Annotated in this window: 12 protein-coding genes; 6 read left to right on the top strand and 6 right to left on the bottom strand. The window is 68.1% G+C overall.

What is annotated here, in order from left to right:
* Positions 1 to 118: 118 nt before the first annotated feature.
* A complete protein-coding gene (locus tag EDD27_RS57900) occupies positions 119 to 6,724 on the top strand; it encodes an RHS repeat-associated core domain-containing protein (protein ID WP_127934294.1) in 6,606 nt (2,201 codons plus the stop codon).
* A 35-nt stretch (positions 6,725 to 6,759) separates the two neighbouring features.
* On the opposite strand, the gene EDD27_RS23500 is transcribed toward EDD27_RS57900, so the two are convergent.
* The 6 genes from EDD27_RS23500 to EDD27_RS23475 all read right to left on the bottom strand — a co-directional run bounded on the left by EDD27_RS23500 (position 6,760) and on the right by EDD27_RS23475 (position 12,502).
* Complete coding sequence (locus EDD27_RS23500; RefSeq protein ID WP_127934293.1) at positions 6,760 to 7,194, bottom strand: hypothetical protein; 435 nt, start codon at positions 7,192 to 7,194, stop codon at positions 6,760 to 6,762.
* Between the two features lie 331 nt (positions 7,195 to 7,525).
* Positions 7,526 to 8,359: an SAM-dependent methyltransferase gene (locus EDD27_RS23495; protein WP_127934292.1), complete on the bottom strand. Its 834-nt coding sequence runs from the start codon at positions 8,357 to 8,359 to the stop codon at positions 7,526 to 7,528.
* 102 nt (positions 8,360 to 8,461) lie between these two features.
* Positions 8,462 to 9,457 carry a LacI family DNA-binding transcriptional regulator gene (locus EDD27_RS23490; protein WP_127934291.1) on the bottom strand — a complete coding sequence of 332 codons (996 nt, stop codon included), beginning with the start codon at positions 9,455 to 9,457 and terminating at the stop codon, positions 8,462 to 8,464.
* Positions 9,454 to 10,317, bottom strand: a complete 864-nt coding sequence (locus EDD27_RS23485; RefSeq protein ID WP_127934290.1) for a carbohydrate ABC transporter permease — start codon at positions 10,315 to 10,317, stop codon at positions 9,454 to 9,456. Before EDD27_RS23485 ends, EDD27_RS23490 begins: the two co-directional genes overlap by 4 nt.
* Positions 10,317 to 11,189 carry a carbohydrate ABC transporter permease gene (locus EDD27_RS23480; RefSeq protein ID WP_127934289.1) on the bottom strand — a complete coding sequence of 291 codons (873 nt, stop codon included), beginning with the start codon at positions 11,187 to 11,189 and terminating at the stop codon, positions 10,317 to 10,319. The genes EDD27_RS23485 and EDD27_RS23480 overlap by 1 nt, the downstream gene beginning before the upstream one ends.
* Positions 11,186 to 12,502: an ABC transporter substrate-binding protein gene (locus EDD27_RS23475; RefSeq protein WP_127934288.1), complete on the bottom strand. Its 1,317-nt coding sequence runs from the start codon at positions 12,500 to 12,502 to the stop codon at positions 11,186 to 11,188. Before EDD27_RS23475 ends, EDD27_RS23480 begins: the two co-directional genes overlap by 4 nt.
* A 182-nt stretch (positions 12,503 to 12,684) precedes the next feature.
* On the opposite strand from EDD27_RS23475, the gene EDD27_RS23470 reads away from it, so the two are divergent.
* The 5 genes from EDD27_RS23470 to EDD27_RS23450 are packed head-to-tail and all read left to right on the top strand — an operon-like array spanning position 12,685 to position 18,156.
* Entirely contained in the window at positions 12,685 to 14,712 is a 2,028-nt protein-coding gene (locus EDD27_RS23470; RefSeq protein WP_127934287.1) for a beta-galactosidase, read from the top strand.
* A complete protein-coding gene (locus EDD27_RS23465; protein ID WP_127934286.1) occupies positions 14,682 to 15,782 on the top strand; it encodes a glycoside hydrolase family 53 protein in 1,101 nt (366 codons plus the stop codon). The genes EDD27_RS23470 and EDD27_RS23465 overlap by 31 nt, the downstream gene beginning before the upstream one ends.
* 34 nt (positions 15,783 to 15,816) lie before the next feature.
* On the top strand, positions 15,817 to 16,467 hold the full coding sequence (locus tag EDD27_RS23460; RefSeq protein ID WP_127934285.1) for a nitroreductase family protein: 651 nt from the start codon (positions 15,817 to 15,819) through the stop codon (positions 16,465 to 16,467).
* Positions 16,373 to 17,284, top strand: a complete 912-nt coding sequence (locus tag EDD27_RS23455) for a uroporphyrinogen decarboxylase family protein (protein WP_206641617.1) — start codon at positions 16,373 to 16,375, stop codon at positions 17,282 to 17,284. Before EDD27_RS23460 ends, EDD27_RS23455 begins: the two co-directional genes overlap by 95 nt.
* Before the next feature lie 41 nt (positions 17,285 to 17,325).
* On the top strand, positions 17,326 to 18,156 hold the full coding sequence (locus tag EDD27_RS23450) for an SAM-dependent methyltransferase (protein ID WP_127934284.1): 831 nt from the start codon (positions 17,326 to 17,328) through the stop codon (positions 18,154 to 18,156).
* Positions 18,157 to 18,222: the final 66 nt, after the last annotated feature.

Genomic DNA, 18,222 nt, shown 5'->3' with positions numbered 1-18,222 from the left:
GGGCATTGACCGCCGCGTGATCGTCGATCAGCATCCAAGCTGATCGTCTTTAGCAAGCCCTTATGTGTGTGAGGCCCCTTCCCGGGGCCTGCGTCAGCGTGCCTGGAGAGGTGGCGACATGCGGGTCTGGCGGCGGCGGATGCGGCTGATGGTGCTGGCCATCGCGGTGGCGATGGCGGTGTTGATCTCCGGGTTGGGAGTGCCGGACAATCTTGTCGGTCCGGCTGCCGCGTCGGTATCCGCGCCGGATCCGGAGACGTCGGTGGAGGGCCGGCCGGTCTCTAAGGCGAAGGTGGCCAAGGGCGCGGAGGGGTCTCAGCCGAAGGCCGAACGTAGGGATCCGGTGTGGCCGAAGCCCGGGACGGCGGTGGTGGATCCGCCTGCCGACCACAAGCTGGTCGCGGCGGGTGAACTGCCGGTCCGGGTCGCCGCGGTCAAGGACGCCGCGGCTGAGGGCAAGGTGAAGGTGGAGACTCTGCCGGTGGAGACGGCGGCCAGGCTGGGCGGGGTGGGCATTGCCGCGCGGCTCTCGGGTGACTCTCCCGGCAAGGTGCGCGCGGAGTTTTCGTATGCGGGCTTCCGGGACGCCCACGGCGGCAACTTCGCCACCCGGCTGCAGTTGCTGAGGCTCCCGGCATGCGCCCTGACCAGTCCTCGGCCGCGGGATTGCGTGGTGCGGCCACAGCCGGTAAAGGCCCACAACGACGTCAAGAAGGGCACGCTGACCGCGGAGATCGACATCGATCCGGCAAACGGCAAGGCGGCGGCGCTGTCGTTGCCCAAGAGCCAGACCGGCAAGGACGCCAAGGCGGACACGTTGGCTGCGCAGGCGTTCACGTCCGGCTCCGTCTACCTGCTCGCGGCGGGGATGACCGGTCCGGACGGCAACTTCGGCGCCACGGATCTGAAGCCGTCGGGTACGTGGCAGGCGGGTACGTCGGGTGGCGGGTTCTCCTATGACTATCCGCTTCCGGAGGCGCCGTCGCCGGTGGGTAACGGGCCGAACCTGTCGTTGCAGTACGACGCCTCCTCCGTGGACGGCCAGGGCCACTGGACCAATAACCAGTCGGGTGTGGTCGGCATCGGGTGGAGCCTGTCGAGCGGGTTCATCGAGCGCAAGTACCGCCGATGCACGGCGTGGAACGAGTACGACCCGGAGACCGCGGCGCTGATCTGGTACGCCGACGAGAACGCCACCTGGGGTCATGCGGTGTGCTGGGAGTCCCCGGACGAGAACGCCACCGACGTCACCAAGGACTACACGCAGTCGGAGCTGGTGCTGAACCTGGCAGGCCGGTCGGCCTCGATCGTCAAGGACCGCGCGTCCGGGTTGTGGAAGACGGTGCCGGACTTCGGCTGGAAGATCGAGCAGCTCACCGGGGGCGCGGACGGCCTGGAGTACTGGAAGGTCACCTCCTCCGACGGGCAGGTGCATCGCTTCGGCTACACCAAGGACGCCCAGTGGCAGTTGCAGTACATCGGTAACCAGCGGGGCGAGCCGTGCTCGGACCGGTACTTCAACGACGCCATCCCGCCCACCTGCGCCGGAGTGTGGCGGTGGAACCTGGACCAGTCGATCGATGCCAACGAGAACGTCATCGACTACACCTACGAGCGGGAGACCAACTACTTCTGCATGCCCGGCTGCGACTACGAGACCTACAAGGTGCTGCCGTACGACCGGGGCGGCTTCCTCAAGCAGATCAGCTACGGTCACAACACCCAGGTTGCGGGGAGTACGCCGACGGCGCGGATGACGTTCACCACCTCCGACCGCGGCGGGCTGGACGTGCCGAGCGACCTGACCTGCGGCCCGACGTGCGCCACCAACGACGCGATCGCCTTCTACTCCACCCGCAAGCTGGACTCGGTCCTGACCGAATCGCGCAACCCGAGCTCGGGGGCGTGGGAGCCGAGCACTCGACTGGACTTCCGCCATCAGTGGATCTACACCCGCACCGACTTCGGCCCGGCCTATGACCCGGTGTTGTGGCTGGACAGCGTGCAGCAGACCGGCTTGGCCGGGAGCACGCCGGCCAAGCTGCCGCCGGTCGACTTCGACGCCGCGATGGTGGCCGGGCGGATGGACTACGACAACTGGTCGGACTGGACCGACTTCCTGTCCTGGCGGATGGTGCCGCGAGTGGCCGGGATCGGCAACGGCATGGGCGGCCGGATCGAGGTCACCTACGGCCAGGCCGACCCCTGCGGCGGCGCCAAGGGCCGCGACGGCAGCAACTACTTCGCCGACCAGGTCGGCGACTGCTACAAGGTCGACTACGACTACAACCCCGAGACGGGGTATGAGAGCTGGGCCCGCTTCTACAAGCAACTGGCGATGAAGGTGGTCGAGCGGGACCTGGTCGGCGGCTCGCCGGACATGGTCACCAGCTACGACTACGTCGGCAGCCCGCTGTGGGTGAACCGGGTCGAGTACGCGCAGCCGGACTGGGCGCCGGCCGCCAGCGACTGGCGCGGCTACCAGACGGTGCGCACCATCCGCGGCTCCGGCAACGACCCGAACGGCTACACCGTCACCTCCGACACCTTCTACCGCGGCATCGACGCCACCATCACCGACTTCGAAGGCAACACCGTCGCCGACTCGCGCGCCCTGCAAGGTCAGCTGTTACAGGAGCAGACCTGGAAGCTGACGGCCACCGACCCGCGCGCCTACACCGAGGCCGAGTCCACCCGCTACGAATACCAAGTCGCCTCGACCGGCACCGGCCCCGGCATCCTCGACCCCGCATTCGTGCACCGCACCCGAGAACGCACCCGCGAGCAGGTCACCGGCGGCACCTGGCGATGGAGCGACCAGCGCACCGCCTACAACAGCGACGGCCAGCCAACCACGGTCAACGACTACGGCGACACCTCCATCAGCACCGACAACACCTGCACCAACACCACCTACGCCCGCAACCCGGCCAACGGCATCACCAGCCTGCCGTCCGTCGTCGAGAAACGCGCCGGCGACAGCTGCACCACCGGAACGCTCATCGGCAAGACCGTCACCTTGTATGACGGCGGCACCGACCCGGCCACCAACACCCCCAGCGACGGCAACATCACCGAAACCCGCTCCTACGCCAGCGCCACCACCATCTCGGTCACGAAGAACACCTTCGACGACTACGGCCGGCCGCTGACCGCCACCGACGCGATGGGCAAGGTCACCACCACCACCTACACCCCAACCGTCGGCTGGCCCCATCAAGGCGTCGCGGTGAGGAATCCGCTCGGCCACACCGTCACCACCTTCTCCTCCCACCGCAACGGCCTGCCTGCCAAGCTGATCGACGCCAACAACAAGACCACCGAGATCGACTACGACGCGCTCGGCCGCGCCACCACCCTGTGGGAACCCGACCAACCCCGCAGCGCCGGCACCCCGACGGCGACAGTCGCCTACGACATCCCCTTCGACGGCAACCTCGGCCAGCCCACCGCCCCGGCAAAGACCACCATGCGCCGCCTGCTGCGCGGCACCACCTACCTCACCTCCTACAGCTACGACGACGGCCTCGGCCGAAGCCGGGAGGAGCAGACCGCCTCCCCATCCGGTGGGCGGATCGTTACCGTCACCACCTACGACGCCCGCGGTCTGATCGCCGCCACCTCTCAGCCTGCGCACAACGGCGACGCGCCCGGCAGTGGCCTGCTCAACCCGGCCCTGACCACGCTGCCGTCGTGGACCAAGAAGGTCTATGACAGCATGGAACGCCCGACCGCGGCCATCGACCACCACAAGTCCACCGAATATCGGCGGACCACCACCGCCTACCCGGGCCTGGACCGCGTCGAAGTGACGCCGCCGGTCGGCGGCAAGACCGTCACCGTCTCCGATGTCTACGACCGCACCGTCAAGACCGAGGAGTGGAAGGACGCCTCCACCCACCACGACACAACCTACGGCTACAACGCCGCCGGCAACCTCACCAAGATCACCGATGCGAACGGCAACGTCCGTACCTACACCTACGACTGGCTCGGCCGCCGCACCGCCGCCACCGACCCCGACGCAGGCTCGGCGACCTATGGCTATGACGCTGCCGGTCGACAGGTGTGGGGCGTCGACGGCAACGGTGCCAAGGTCTCCAACCTCTACGACGAGCTTGGGCGGCGTACCAGCCAGTGGTCCGGCGAGCCGCAGACCGGCACCAAGCTGGCCGAATGGACCTACGACGGCGTGGCCAAGGGCTACCTGGCGGCCTCCATCCGCTACGTCGGTGGCAACGCCTACACCGATACGGTCATCGCTTACGACAACGCCTACCGGGCCACCGAGACCAAACTGACTATCCCCGCTACCGAAGGCGCATTAGCCGGCGAGTACGCCTTCACCACGAAATACGACAACGCCGGCAACATGATCGAACAGGGTCTACCCGGCAAGGGCGATCTCGCTGCTGAAACGCTCACCCTGACCTACACCGAGCTCGGCTTAGCCCAGGGCCTGACCTCAAACTACGGCGGTGGCACCACCTACATCAAGAACACCGCCTACTCGGCCACCGCTCGGCTCAACGAGCGCTCCTATGGCGCCAACGCACAGGTCAAACGCACCTTTACCTGGGATGAGGGCACGGGCTGGCTCAACCGCCTGACCACTACGGCAGGCGCCCAGGTGGCACAGGACGACCAGCTCACCTACAACCCGGCTGGTGAGATCACCCGCATTCTGGACGCCGCTTCCGCGGCCGGTGCCAGCCCCGGCCAGTCGGAGTGCTTCACCTACGACGGACTGTCCCGGTTGAGCAGCGCCTACACCACCACCGGCGCTTCCTGCACGGCAGGTGCCGACGGCCAGGGCGTCGACCCCTACAGGCAGTCGTTCACTTATGATCCGGTTGGCAACCTGGCCAGTGTCACGGACAACGGAGCCACCGCCACCTACACCTACCCGGCCGCCGGCGCCTCTGCCGTCCGGCCGAACGCTGTCACCTCCATCAGCAGGCCCGGCCGCACCGACACGTACGGTTACGACAACGCCGGCCAACTGGTCGCCCGCACTGTCGACAACAAACAAGCCACCTTCACCTGGAACGCCCTCGGCCAGATGGACAAGGCCGTCGTCAATGGTCAAGAGACCTCCATGGTCTACGACGCCGACGGCGAACGACTCATCCGCCGCGACCCCGATGGCACCGCCACCCTCTATCTGGGCTCCATGGAAGTCCAGGCCACCGCGGCTGGGGTCAAGGCCACTCGCTACTACACCGGACCCGACGGTGCGGTCGTCGCCATGCGCACCGGCACCAGCCTGAAATGGATGGCCTCCGGGCTGCACGGCTCCACCCAGCTCGCCATTGACGACGCCACCGGCCAGATCTCCCGCGAACGCTACCTCCCATTCGGCCAGCGCCGCGGCAACGACGACCTGCCCTTCACCGACCATGGCTTCCTCGGCAAGACCGAAGACGCCTCCACGGGACTCGACTACCTGTCGGCGCGCTACTACGACCCGGCCATCGCCAAGTTCATCTCCACGGACCCGCTGCTGGACCTGTCCAAACCGCAGTGGACCAACCCCTACTCCTACGCAGGCAACAACCCCATCGGCGCCTCCGACCCGAGCGGCCTGAAGGTGATCGATGATGCCCGGCCGGCCGACCCCTGCGCCAAGCCCAAGAGCACGGCGTGCAAGCTCAAGCGCAAGCAGCAGGCCGAAGCCAGCGCCAAGGCGGCCCAGGCTGAGGTGGATCGCCAGCTCAAGCTCCTGTTGAACGCGATCCTGGCCATCGCGAAAATCGCCGCAGACGAGCTCGGCATTACCGCCGGAATCAAGTGCTTCACCACCGGCGATATGGGCGCGTGCGGTGAAACCGCACTCAATATCCTCGGCTCACTCGCCGGCGGCCTGGCGGGCAAACTCGCCGCGAAATACGCGCTGCCGTGGAAATGGAAGAAGGCATACGAGCTCGGCAAGGCCGTCTGGAAACACGCTGGGGATGCCATCAGCGCCTTCAAGAACTGGCTCGCGGCCAAGGACAAGTTGAAGGTGGCGGAAAAGGCGAGGGAGGCGGCACAGAGAGCTTACGAAGCCTGTGCCAAGCCCAGCAGTTTCGTGCCGGGAACCCTTGTCGTGATGGGCGACGGATCCAAGAAACCCATTGAAGACATACAAGTCGGTGACAAGGTCCAGTCCACTGATCCGGTCACGGGCAAATTAGAGGCCAAGACCGTCATCGCCTTGATCTCGAGCAAGGGCGCCAAGAATCTCGTCCAGATCAACGTCGACACCGGTGTGATCATCGCCACGGATCACCACCCATTCTGGGTCCCAACCCTGCAGGACTGGGTGCCCGCGACCAGATTGCAGGCCGGAGCGTGGCTGCAGACCAGCGCCGGAACGTACGTGCAGGTCAAGTCGGTCGCGAAGTGGACGACCTCCAGCCAGCAGGTCCACAATCTCACCGTTTCTGGAGCGCATACCTATCATGTCGCGGCCGGTGCCGGTGACGTTCTGGTCCATAATTGCGGCCCTGAGCTTCCGCGCCTGGACGGGACCGGAAAAGTCCACGGCGATCTGCCGAAGTATGTGCCGAAGGAATGGGCGAGGGAGGAGTTAGAAGAACTGGCGGAGGATCTCAGGAAGAGCATAAAGTTCCGGAAGGATGAGCAGGCTCGTATGGGAGAAGACGGGCCGCACCGCAGGAGGATCAATGAAGAACGGAACCTGCTGCGCCAGATCGAGCGGCGGCTACGCGATATGAGATGAGGGCCGCGTTCGGAGTCTGACGGTATCGCCCCCGCTCAACGAGACCGTCTGAGCTCCACCAGCCAATCCACAGCATGGGGCCAGCCGCGGGGACGCTTGGCCCCATACTTGACGCTCTTCAGACCGAGACTCCTGTCACCGATCAGAAGTTCGTAGGCGGCGATCCCGTGGTGATCGGCAGTGAGTTGGATCGTACCCGCGATAGGTTCCACCCATTGTCCTCGTCCCTCACCCCAGATCAGGACGCCATGGAATGCGATCGTATCCGGGCGTACCTCGTGCGCCTCATCCGGTACCACGTCATCGATCCACCGGTACGGTCCCCAGAATTCCTCGGCGGAGAGAAGAACCCCTGAGAACCGGGCCAGTCGCTCGCCCACCTCGCGGAGGCGATCGGCGTTGGCGGGCTCGCTCAACCACAGCTTCAGATCACCTGCCAGCCCCGACTCTGCCTCGTCGATTTCTGCCACGTCGCGATTGTGACACGATACTGAGCACGGAGCGGACGGCGCCGCGGAACGATGCGACCCGGAAGGATCACATTTCAATGTCTGTGGTCACGTGGTGAATCACGCCGAACTGGGCCAGATCTGCTCTGACCTCGTTCTGGCGGGCACGAGGCGAGTCGAGCCCGCGAAAACCGTCGAGGAGCTCGGCAGGGCCGGCGCAGGCGCGGTTCCACGATGATCTTGTCAAGAACCTGAGGGAGGACGACACGGAGGCTGAGGGAGCCATGCATGTGCCCTCTCAGAGGCTCACAGCGAGCCGCCGCAGCCCCCGGGTGAGGCGTGGGCCGGGTCGCTAGCGCGGCTTGCGCGCCACTGCCCCCACGAACGTGTGGTACGTGATTCCGGGCTCGGCTCGATCGTCGGCGTCCGGGCGCCACTCGGGCAGCGGCACCAATCCCGGCTCCACCAATTCAAGTCCGTCGAAGTACGCGAGGATCTCCTCGCGCGTCCGCCACCGCCCCGTCCCCAGCGACTCATTGAAGATCTTCTCCGCGGAGTACGCCTGCTCGGACACCTCGGGCATCGCCTCACCCGGGTTGTGGAAGTGGGACACAGCCAGGTAGCTGCCGGGGGCCAGGTGGTTCATGATGCGCCGGGTGATTCCGCCCGGGTCCTCGTCGTCGGCCAGGTGGTGCAGGATGGCGAACATCAGCAGGGCCACCGGTTCGGTGAAGTCGATCAGGCGCTTCACGTCCGGGTGGGCGAGGATCGCCTCGGGGTCTGTGAGCTCCGCCTCGACCACCGTGGTGGTGTCGTCGACGGCCAGGAGGGCGCGGCCGTGGATCAACACGATCGGGTCGTGGTCCACGTAGACGACGTGCGGGTGGGTGGTGACGGACTGGGCGATTTCGTGGACGTTGCCTTGTGTCGGCAAGCCCGAGCCGAGGTCCAAAAACTGGCGGATGCCGGCCTCGCCCGCCAGGTAGCGGACCACGCGGGCGAGGAACTCCCGGTTGGCCCGGGCGGCCTCGGGTCCGTCCGGGGCCACTTCCAGCACCCGGCGCGCCACCTGGCGGTCGATCTCGTAGTTGTCCTTGCCGCCGAGCATGAAGTCGTACACGCGGGCCACGCTGGGCTTGGTCGTGTCGATTCCCTGTGGTGCGCGCGCGTGCTCGCGGTCGTCCACGGACGGCTCCTCATGGGTCAATGTGGATTTGTGTGATCTTACTTCGCCGAGTCCTGAAAAATGGGCGTCTTTCGGGGATGGGCCACAGGGGTCCCATGAAGGTCAAGCCGAATCTCTGATCACCAATTCGGTCGGCAGTATCACGGGGTCGACGTGTTTCGCTCCGTCCAGGAGCGCGAAGAGCAAGCGGATGGTTTCCTGTGCCATGTCGGCCAGTGGCTGCCTGATCGTGGTCAGGGGCGGATGCGTCGAGAGCGCCACGGACGAGTCGTCGAAGCCGCCGACCGCCACGTCGTCCGGCACCCGCCGCCCCGCTGCCCGCAGGGCGGCCAGCGCGCCGGCCGCCATCAGGTCCGAGGCGACGAAGACCGCGTCGATGTCGGGGGCGCGCTCCAGCAGCCCCGTCATCGCCCGCTCGCCGCTGGCCTGCGTCCAGTCGCCGTGCGCGATCAGCTTCGTGGTCGCCTTGCGGCCGAGCACCTCGGCGAAGCCCTCGAGGCGCTGGATGCCGCCGGGGGTGTCCATGGGGCCGGTGATCATGGCGATGCGTTTGCGGCCCTGGCTGACGAAATACTCCGTCATCTGGCGGGCGCCGAGCCGCTCGTCGGCGGCCGCGTACGGGATGACGTTCTCGTGGCCGATGACGGCGCCGCAGGAGACGGCGGGTGGCCCAGAGGTGAGCGCCTCGACCAGGGGGTCGCCGGCGTGCGTCGAGACGAGCAGCACGCCGTCGGCATGGCCGCCGCGTACGTAGCGGACCACCCGCTCGCGGTCGCCCTCGTCGCCGGCCAGCATCATCACCAGCGACATGTCCCGCTCGGCCAGCATCCTGATGGCGACCCGGATGAGCGTGCTGTAGTTGGGGTCCTCGAAGAGCTTCTGGTGCGGCTCCGACAACACCATCGCCACCGACCCGGTCCGCTGCGTGACCAGGCTGCGGGCGGCCCGGTTGACGACGTAGCCGGTCTCCGAGATGGCCCGCTCGATGGCCACGCGCGCCGCCGGGCTCACGTACTTGTCCCCGTTGAGCAGGCGAGACACCGTGCCGCGGGACACGCCCGCGGCGGCGGCGACATCATGGATCGTAGGGCGCTTCATTTAACGGCTCCGGAGGACAGGTCGGTCCTCCAGTATCGCTGCATCGTGAGGAAGAGCGCGATCAACGGGACCAGCGACAGGAACGCCCCGGTCAGGATGAGGTTGTACAGCGACGGCTGGTTCGCCCCCGACTGCAGCAACGTGAACAGGCCGACCGTGAGCGGGAACTTGCCGTCGTCGCCCAGCATGATGAACGGCAGCAGGAAGTTGTTCCAGATCGCCACGAACTGGAACAGGAATATCGTCACCATGCCGGGCACCATCAGCGGCATCGCCACCCGCGACATCAGGCGCCATTCCGTGGCCCCGTCGATCCGCCCCGCCTCCAGCAAGGAGTCGGGGATGGCCGCGGCGGCGTAGATGCGGGCCAGGTAGATGCTGTACGGGTGCAGGATCTGCGGCAGCAGGACGGCCCAGTAGCTGTCGGCCAGGCCGATCTTGGAGAACAGCAGGTACTGCGGGATCGCCAGCACCACGGCCGGGACCAGGATGCCGCCGATGAGCAGGTTGAAGATCAGGTTCCTGCCGGGGAAACGGTACTTGGCCAGGGCGTACCCCGACACCGCCGAGACCGCGGTGGACAGCAGCGCGCCGCCGCCCGCGTAGATCAGCGTGTTGGCCGCCCACAACCAGAACACCCCGTCGCGGTAGGCGAACAGCTGCGTCACGTTGTCGAGGAAGCCGGTGCCGAAGGCCAGCGTCCCGGTGCTGAACAGCTCGGCAGGCGACTTGGTGGCCGCGATCAGCACCCAGAACACCGGGAACAGGCAGTAGATCGCGCCGATCAGCAGCAGCGCCGTCGGCGCCAGCCCGCCGAACGCCGCCTTGCCGCGTGGCCTGCGATGCGAGATTGCGGTCATCAGCCCTCCCCGAAGGCGCGGTTGCGGACCACGCGCAGGAACCCGAACGACAGGACCAGCGAGATCCCCGCGATGACGATCGACGTGGCGGCGGCCGAGTACAGGTCGCCGGTGACGAACGCGTCGCGGTAGACCTTCATGAGCGGGCTCCACGTGGAGCTGATCGTGTTGGTCAGCGGCCGCAGGGTCGTCGGTTCGGTGAACACCTGGATCGTGGCGATGATCGAGAACACGGTGGTCAGGATGATCGCGGGGACCAGGATCGGGATCTTGACCCGGATCGCGATCTGGAACTCGGAGGCGCCGTCGAGCCGCGCGGCCTCGTACAGGTCGCGCGGGATCGCCCGGAGCGTGGTGTAGAGCACGAGCATGTTGAAACCGACCCCACCCCACACCGCCACGTTCGCCATGGAGTACGTGACGGTGGAGGCGCCCAGGAAGTCGATGTCCAGGATCTCCCTGATCGGGCTGAGCGAGGGCAGGTAGAGGAACCCCCACAGCAGGGTGGCCGCCACCCCCGGCACGGCGTACGGCAGGAAGATCGCGATCCGGGAGAACCGCGCCAGCCGCACCCGTGCCGAGTCCAGCAGCAACGCGAACAACAACGCCAGCCCGAGCATCACGACCAGCACGAGCGTGCCGTAGCCGAGCACCCGCAGCCACCCGTTCCAGAGCTCCGCGTCCGCGATCGCGGCGGCGAAGTTGTCGAACCCGACGAACACCTCGCGCCGCGAGCCCTTCCCCAGGCCGAGCCCCGACACCTTGGTCCTGAGCATCGCCAGGTAGACGGTGTAGCCGATGGGCACGGCCAGGAAGAGCGTGAACAGGACGATCGCCGGGGTCAGGAACAGGTAGGGAGCCGAACGCTTCATGACGCGATCTGGAAGCCGGACTTGCGCATGTCGGCGACGGTGGCGTCCTGCATGGTCTGAATGGCGTCGGAGAACGGCGACTTGTTCTGCACCGCCTTGTCGAAGGCGTCCTTGAAGGTGTTGTACGTCACGCCGACGTTCGGCCCGAAGGTGAAGCCGCGCGCCCCGGTGGACACGGCGGCAGCCTGCTGCCAGAAATCGGGCTGGTTGGAGAAGTACTCAGGCGCCGTGCCGAGCGCCGACTGGGCCTTGGTCGAGGCCGGGTAGATCGCGGCCTCCTTGACCAGCAGCTCCAGGGCGGCCGGGTCGGTGTTGAGCCAGGTGGCGAACTGCGCGGCGGCGGCCTTGTTCGGGGTCTTGGCCGACACGGCCACGGACGAGCCGCCCCAGAAGCCGCTGAAGCTCTCGCCGGCGTTCCACTGCGGCAGCGGCGCGACGGCCCACTTGCCCTTGGCCTTGGGCGCGTTGGTCGACAGCACGCCCGGCGCCCACACTGCCGACGGCCAGCTCAGCAGCTTGCCGTCGTTGAGCGCCTTGTTCCACTCGGGGGTGAAGTACGGCATGTCGTCAATGGCGCCCTCCTTGACCAGGCCGCCCCAGTAGTCGGCGACCTTCTTGGTGGGCTCGTCGGCGATGTTGACCTTCCACGACTCGCCGCTGATCGACCACCACTGCGCGCCGGCCTGCTGGGCGAGCCCGGTGAAGGCTCCCGGGTCCTTGCTGGAGAAGGTGCCGAGGTAGGCCTTGGGGTCCTTCTTGCGCACCGTGCGGGCCGCGTCGGCGTACTCCTGCCAGGTCTTCGGCACCTCGATGCCGTACTTGTCGAACAGGTCCTGGCGGTAGAAGAGCATCATCGGGCCGCTGTCCTGCGGGACGCCGTACACGCCCTCGGTGCCGAGCGTGACCAGGTTCCACAGGCCCTCGGAGAACTCGCCCTTGATCGCGGCGGTCTCGGCCTTGAGGTCGGCCACGGCGTCGGCCGCGATGAATGAGGGAAGGTGCTGGTACTCGGCCTGCACCAGGTCCGGCGGGTTGCCGGCCTTGCTCGCGGTCAGATACTTGGCGGCCGCGTCGTCGCCGCCGGCCTGCTTGCTGACCGTCACCTGGATGTCCGGGTGGGCCTTGTTCCAGACGTCGACGATCTTGTCCATGTTGGGGGCCCAACTCCAGTAGACGAGCTTGACCGGTCCCTGGGCGGCGGCCGTGGGGCTCTGCGCCGCCTCGGTGCTTTGAGCGGGCTCGCCCGACCCACAGCTTGCGAGGGTGGCCGTGAGGGCGACGGCCAGGGCTGCTCCAAGGCGGTTGGCGCGCATTGCGTACCTCCGTAGGGGGTTCTGTGAACGTGCACAGAGTGGAACAGTCGGGAAATACCCGTCAAGGGGTCGTTACGGTCTCGTTAACCTCCAGGCGAGCAGGAAAATTCGGGGTCACTGTTCCCTCAACGGCAGGCCGGGCGTTACTGTGCACGTTCACAGAAGCTTCTCGAGGGGGATGGATGTATCCGGAGCGTCCTGCTGGCATCGCCTACGGCGGGGACTACAACCCAGAGCAGTGGCCGCGCGAGGTCCTCGAAGAGGACGTGGCCCTGATGCGCGAGGCCGGGGTCAACCTGGTCAGCCTGGGCATGTTCTCGTGGGCGCTGATGGAGCCGGCCGAGGGACGCTTCGAGTTCGGGTGGCTGGACGAGGTCATCGACCGGCTGCACGCCGCCGGGGTCGCGGTCGACCTGGCCACGCCGACGGCCGCCCCGCCTGCCTGGTTCGTCGCCGCGCACCCCGACGTGCTGCCGGTCACCAGGGAGGGCACGCGGATCGGCTTCGGCGGACGGCAGAGCGCCTGCTCCAGCGCCCCGGCATTCCGTGAGGCGACCGCGCGCCTGGTGCGCGCGCTGGGCGGGCACTACCGCGACCACCCCGCCGTGGTCATGTGGCACGTGCACAACGAGTACGGCGCCCCGCTCGGCGAGTGTTACTGCGAGCACAGCGTGGCGGCCTGGCGCGAGTGGCTCCGGGCGACATATCGCGACATTTCAGCTTTGAACGATGCCTGGGGCGCCACCTTCTGGGGCCAGACCTACACCGACTGGTCCCAGATCGACGCCCCCCGCTTCAACCACACGGTCGTCAACCCGGCCCAGCGCCTCGACTACGCCCGCTTCAGCGACGCCCAGCACCGCGAGCACTACGCACTCCAGCGCGACATCCTGCGGGAGCTCACCCCGGGCATCCCGGTGACCACGAACTTCGCCGGCACCGTCAACTGCAAGTCCACAGACCTGTGGCAGTGGGCCCGTGAGCTCGACGTGATCGCCAACGACCACTACCTCGCCGCCGAGCGGCCCGACAACCACATCGACCTGGCCATGTCCGCCGACCTGGCCCGTTCGGTGGCGGGCGGCGCGCCGTGGATGCTGATGGAGCACTCGGCCGGCGCGGTCAACTGGCAGCCGCGCAACATCGCCAAGCGGCCGGGGGAGATGCGCCGCAACAGCCTGGCGCACGTGGCGCGCGGCTCCGACAGCGTGCTGTTCTTCCAGTTCAGGGCTTCGCGGTTCGGGGCCGAGAAGTTCCACTCGGGCCTCGTCCCGCACGCCGGCACTGACTCCGAGCAGTGGCGCGAGGTGGTGCGGCTCGGCGGCGACCTGCGCAAGCTCGCTGATCTGCAGGGCAGCCGGGTCCGGGCCGACGTGGCGATCGTCTGGGACTGGGAGTCGTACTGGGCGCTGGAGCTGGACTGGCGGCCGTCGGTGGACCTGACGTTCAGGGAGCGGGTGGACGCCTTCTATGAGGCGTTGTGGCGGGAACACGTCACGGTGGACTTCGTCCACCCTTCCGCTGATATTTCGGGATATCGGGTGGTGGTGGCGCCGAGCTCATACCTCCTCACGGAGGCCTCCGCCAAGAACCTCCACCGGTACGTCGAGGCAGGCGGCAACCTGCTCGTGTCGTACTTCTCCGGCATCGTCGACGAGCACGACACCATTCACCCCGGCGCCCACCCCGGCGCGCTGCGCGAGCTGCTCGGCCTGTCGATCGAGGAGTTCCACCCGCTGCGCGCGGCCGAGACCGTGACGTTGACCGGCGGGGACACCGCCCGCATCTGGTCGGAGCGCATCCGTCCGGCAGGAGCCGTGGCCGTGCGGGACTTCGCCGCCGGCCCCGACGCGGGCCACCCCGCCTTCACCCGGCACGACCTCGGCGCCGGCACCGCCTGGTACCTCGCCACCGCCCCCGTCACCGGCCTGCGCGACCTCCTCGTGCAGGTCCTCGACCATGCGAACGTCTCCCGCCCGCGCGGCCTGCCCGACACCCTCGAACTGGTCCGCAGGGGCGCCCACACCTTCCTGATCAACCACGGCGACGAGCCCGTGACGGTCGAGGGGGTGACCGGCACGAGCGTGTTCGACGGCGTACGCCACGACGGGCCGGTCACCGTCGCGCCCGGCGCGGTCACGGTCGTCGTGGAAGCCCCCCAACCCCAGGGAGAACCCCGATGGAACGCATCCTCACCGCACTGCTGTTAGCCGCCGCCCTCGTCGTCGTGGCGCAACCGGCGCAGGCCGGGGCCCGCCTGCAGATCAGGGGCGCCGACATCTCGAGCCTCGCCAAATCCGAGGCCTTCGGTGGCGTCTACCGCGACGCCCGCGGCCGCCAGGGCGATGCAGTGCGCATCCTGTCCCAGGCCGGGCTCAACTTCATCAGGCTGAAGGTCTGGGTGAACCCGGCCGACGGCTACAACACCAAGACGCAGGTGCTCGCGATCGCCAAGCGGGCCAAGGCCCAGGGCGTGAAGCTGCTGGTGGACTTCCACTACTCCGACACCTGGGCGGACCCGGGCAAGCAGTTCAAGCCCGCCGCGTGGGAGGCGCTCCCGTTCGACCAGCTCAAGCAGGCCCTGTACGACCACACGTACGACGTGCTCGACGCGCTGCGCCGCCAGGGCACCACGGCCGACATGGTCCAGGTCGGGAACGAGATCAACGGCGGCCTGCTCTGGCCGGACGGCTCCAACTCCACCTGGGCCAACACAGCCGCCCTGCTGAACGCCGGCTACGACGCGGTCAAGGCCGTCTCCGCCTCGACGAAGGTCGTGCTGCACCTGGCCAACGGCGGCGACAACGGCCTGTACCGGTGGTGGTTCGACAACGCGAACGCGAACGGCATCCGGTACGACGTGATCGGGTTGTCGTACTACGCGTACTGGCACGGCACGCTGGAGGCGTTCCAGGCCAACATCAACGACGTCGCCACCCGGTACGGCAAGCCCGTCGTCGTGGTCGAGACCGCCTACCCGTTCACCACGGCCGACGACGACGGCTGGGAGAACATCATCCTGTCGCCGGAGCCGTACCCCGGTTACCAGGCCACCCCGCAGGGCCAGGCGGCGATGCTGGCGAAGGTCGCCGACATCGTCCGCCAGGTGCCGAACGGCCTGGGCCTCGGCCTGTTCACCTGGGAGGCCACCTGGACCGGCGTCAAGGGCAACGGCTGGGACCCGGCCGACCCTTCGTCCGGCAACGGCTGGGAGAACCAGGCCCTGTTCGACTACGCCGACCGGGCCCTGCCGGCCATGCGGGTCCTCGGCCACGGCTGAACCAGGCGCGGGCTGAGGTTGACATGATGGTCGCATGGCGATCAAACCCTTGGCCCCGGACGAACTGCTCACCACCACCCGCAGCGTTCGCAAGCGCCTCGATCTGACCAGGCCCGTCCCCATGGAGCTCGTCCGTGAGTGCCTGGAGGCCGCCCTCCAGGCGCCCACCGGCGGCAACCGGCAGGGCTGGCACTGGATCGTCGTCACCGACCCGGAGCTGCGCAAGACGATCGGCGACTACTACGGTCGATCGCTGCGGGCCTACCTCGAGTCGGGCACGTCGGCCGGGTCGTTGTTCCAGGAGGACCCGGTCCGGGCCGCGACGCAGCGGCGGGTGTCGGACAGCTCCGCCTACCTGGGCGAGCACATGGGCGACGTGCCCGTGCTGGTGATCGGCTGCATCGCCCTGCCCGGCGGCCGGCTGCCGGAGGGCAATCAGGCGGGCTTGTGGGGTTCGCTGCTGCCCGCCGCGTGGAGTTACATGCTGGCCGCCCGCGCCCGCGGGCTCGGCACGGCCTGGACGACCCTGCACCTGGCCTACGAGAGCGAGATCGCCGAGTTGCTCGGCATCCCGGCCGACGTGCGCCAGGGTGTGCTCATTCCCACCGCCTACCACACCGGGGAGACGTTCCGGCCGGCGCGCCGCCAGCCGCTCGACGACGTGCTGCACCTCGATCGCTGGTAGGAGGAGAGCCCGTGAGAGCTACTCCAATCACTTCGCTGCCGCGCTGGAGGGCGTCGACCTGGACAATCCGGGTACGGCACTGGACCGCAGCGGCCACCCCAACCCCGTCCCGCGTATCGTCGGCCCCATCCGCCGTCCACGCCCGGTCGAGGTGGACGACCTGCGGTTCCTGCGCGCCCACACCGCCCGTCCGGTCAAGATGACGGTGCCGGGACCGTTCACGATGAGCCAGCAGGCGCAGAACGACCACTACCCCGACGCCGAGGCGGCCGCGATGGACTACGCGGCGGCGGTCAACGCCGAGATCCGCGACCTGTTCGCGGCCGGGGCCGACATCGTGCAGATCGACGAGCCGTACATGCAGGCCCGGCCGGAGGCGGCGCGGGCGTACGGGCTGGCCGCGCTGAACGCCGCGCTGGACGGCGTGGACGGCACGACGGCGGTGCACATCTGCTTCGGCTACGCGGCGATCATCCACGACCGGCCGGAGGCGTACTCGTTCCTGCCGGAGCTGGCCGGCTGCCCGGTCCGGCAGGTGTCGATCGAGACCGCGCAGTCCGGGCTGGACCTGGGCGTGTTGTCCGACCTCAAGGACAAGACGGTCATCCTCGGGGTGATCGATCTCTCGACGCCGGACGTGGAGCCGGTCGAGGTGGTGGCGGGGCGGGTGCGCAGGGCGTTCGACCGGGTGCCGCCCGAGCGGATCGTCATCGCGACCGACTGCGGCATGAAGTATCTGCCGCGGCGGTCGGCCGAGGGCAAGATGCGCGCCATGTCCGGCGCCGCGCGGCTCCTCCGCGCCGAACTGGGCGGCTAAGATCATCAGCGTAGCCCCTGACCCGTCGCAAGGAGCCGCCAGTGCCCGAGAGCGAGCAGGAAACCGCGCCCCCAGGGATCGACACCACCAAGCCGAGCGTCTCGCGTGTCTACGACTACATGCTGGGCGGCAAGGACAACTACGCGGTGGACCGCCACGTGGCCGAGATGGCGTTGAAGATCGCGCCGGATGCGCCCGAGGCGGCCAAGGCCAACCGGGAGTTCCTCCGGCGCACCGTCCGCTACCTGGTGGGCGAGGCCGGGATCCGGCAGTTCCTGGACATCGGCTCGGGCCTGCCGACGCAGGGCAACGTGCACGAGATCGCTCAGTCGGTCGCTCCCGGCACGCGTGTGGTCTACGTCGACCATGACCCCATCGTGCTCGTCCACGGCCAGGCGCTGCTGGCCGCGGACGCCACCACCACGGTCATCGAGGCCGACGCCCGCGAGCCCGAGAAGATCCTTGGCGACCCGCAGACGCGCGCCCTGATCGACTTCAGCCGGCCGGTCGGGCTGCTGCTGTTCGGTCTTCTGCACCATCTGTCCGACGAGGAGGACCCCGGCGGCGTCCTGAGCCGGTTCGTGGCTCCGCTCGTCCCGGGCAGCCACGTGGTGATCTCCCACTTCCACAACCCGGGCGAGGCCCATCCCGAGGTGTCGAAGCAGGCCTATGGCGCGGAGAAGGTCTTCAACGAGCACCTCGGCACCGGCCGGTGGCGCACCCGCGACGAGCTGCTCGCCTACTTCGACGGCCTCGAGTTGGTGGAGCCCGGCCTGGTGCCGCTCCCGGAGTGGCGCCCGGAGGAGGGGGACGCGGCCACGCCGGGCATCACCTACCACACCTTCCTCGGGGCGGTGGCCCGCAAGCCCTGACCTCGAACTCCACCCGTCACCGCGACCGCCCGCGCCCTTCCGCCCCACCGCACTCCGGCGGGGGTC

This window comes from Nonomuraea polychroma (assembly GCF_004011505.1).
In the GTDB taxonomy this organism is placed as follows: domain Bacteria; phylum Actinomycetota; class Actinomycetes; order Streptosporangiales; family Streptosporangiaceae; genus Nonomuraea; species Nonomuraea polychroma.
This window is presented reverse-complemented; position numbering and strand designations above follow the sequence as displayed.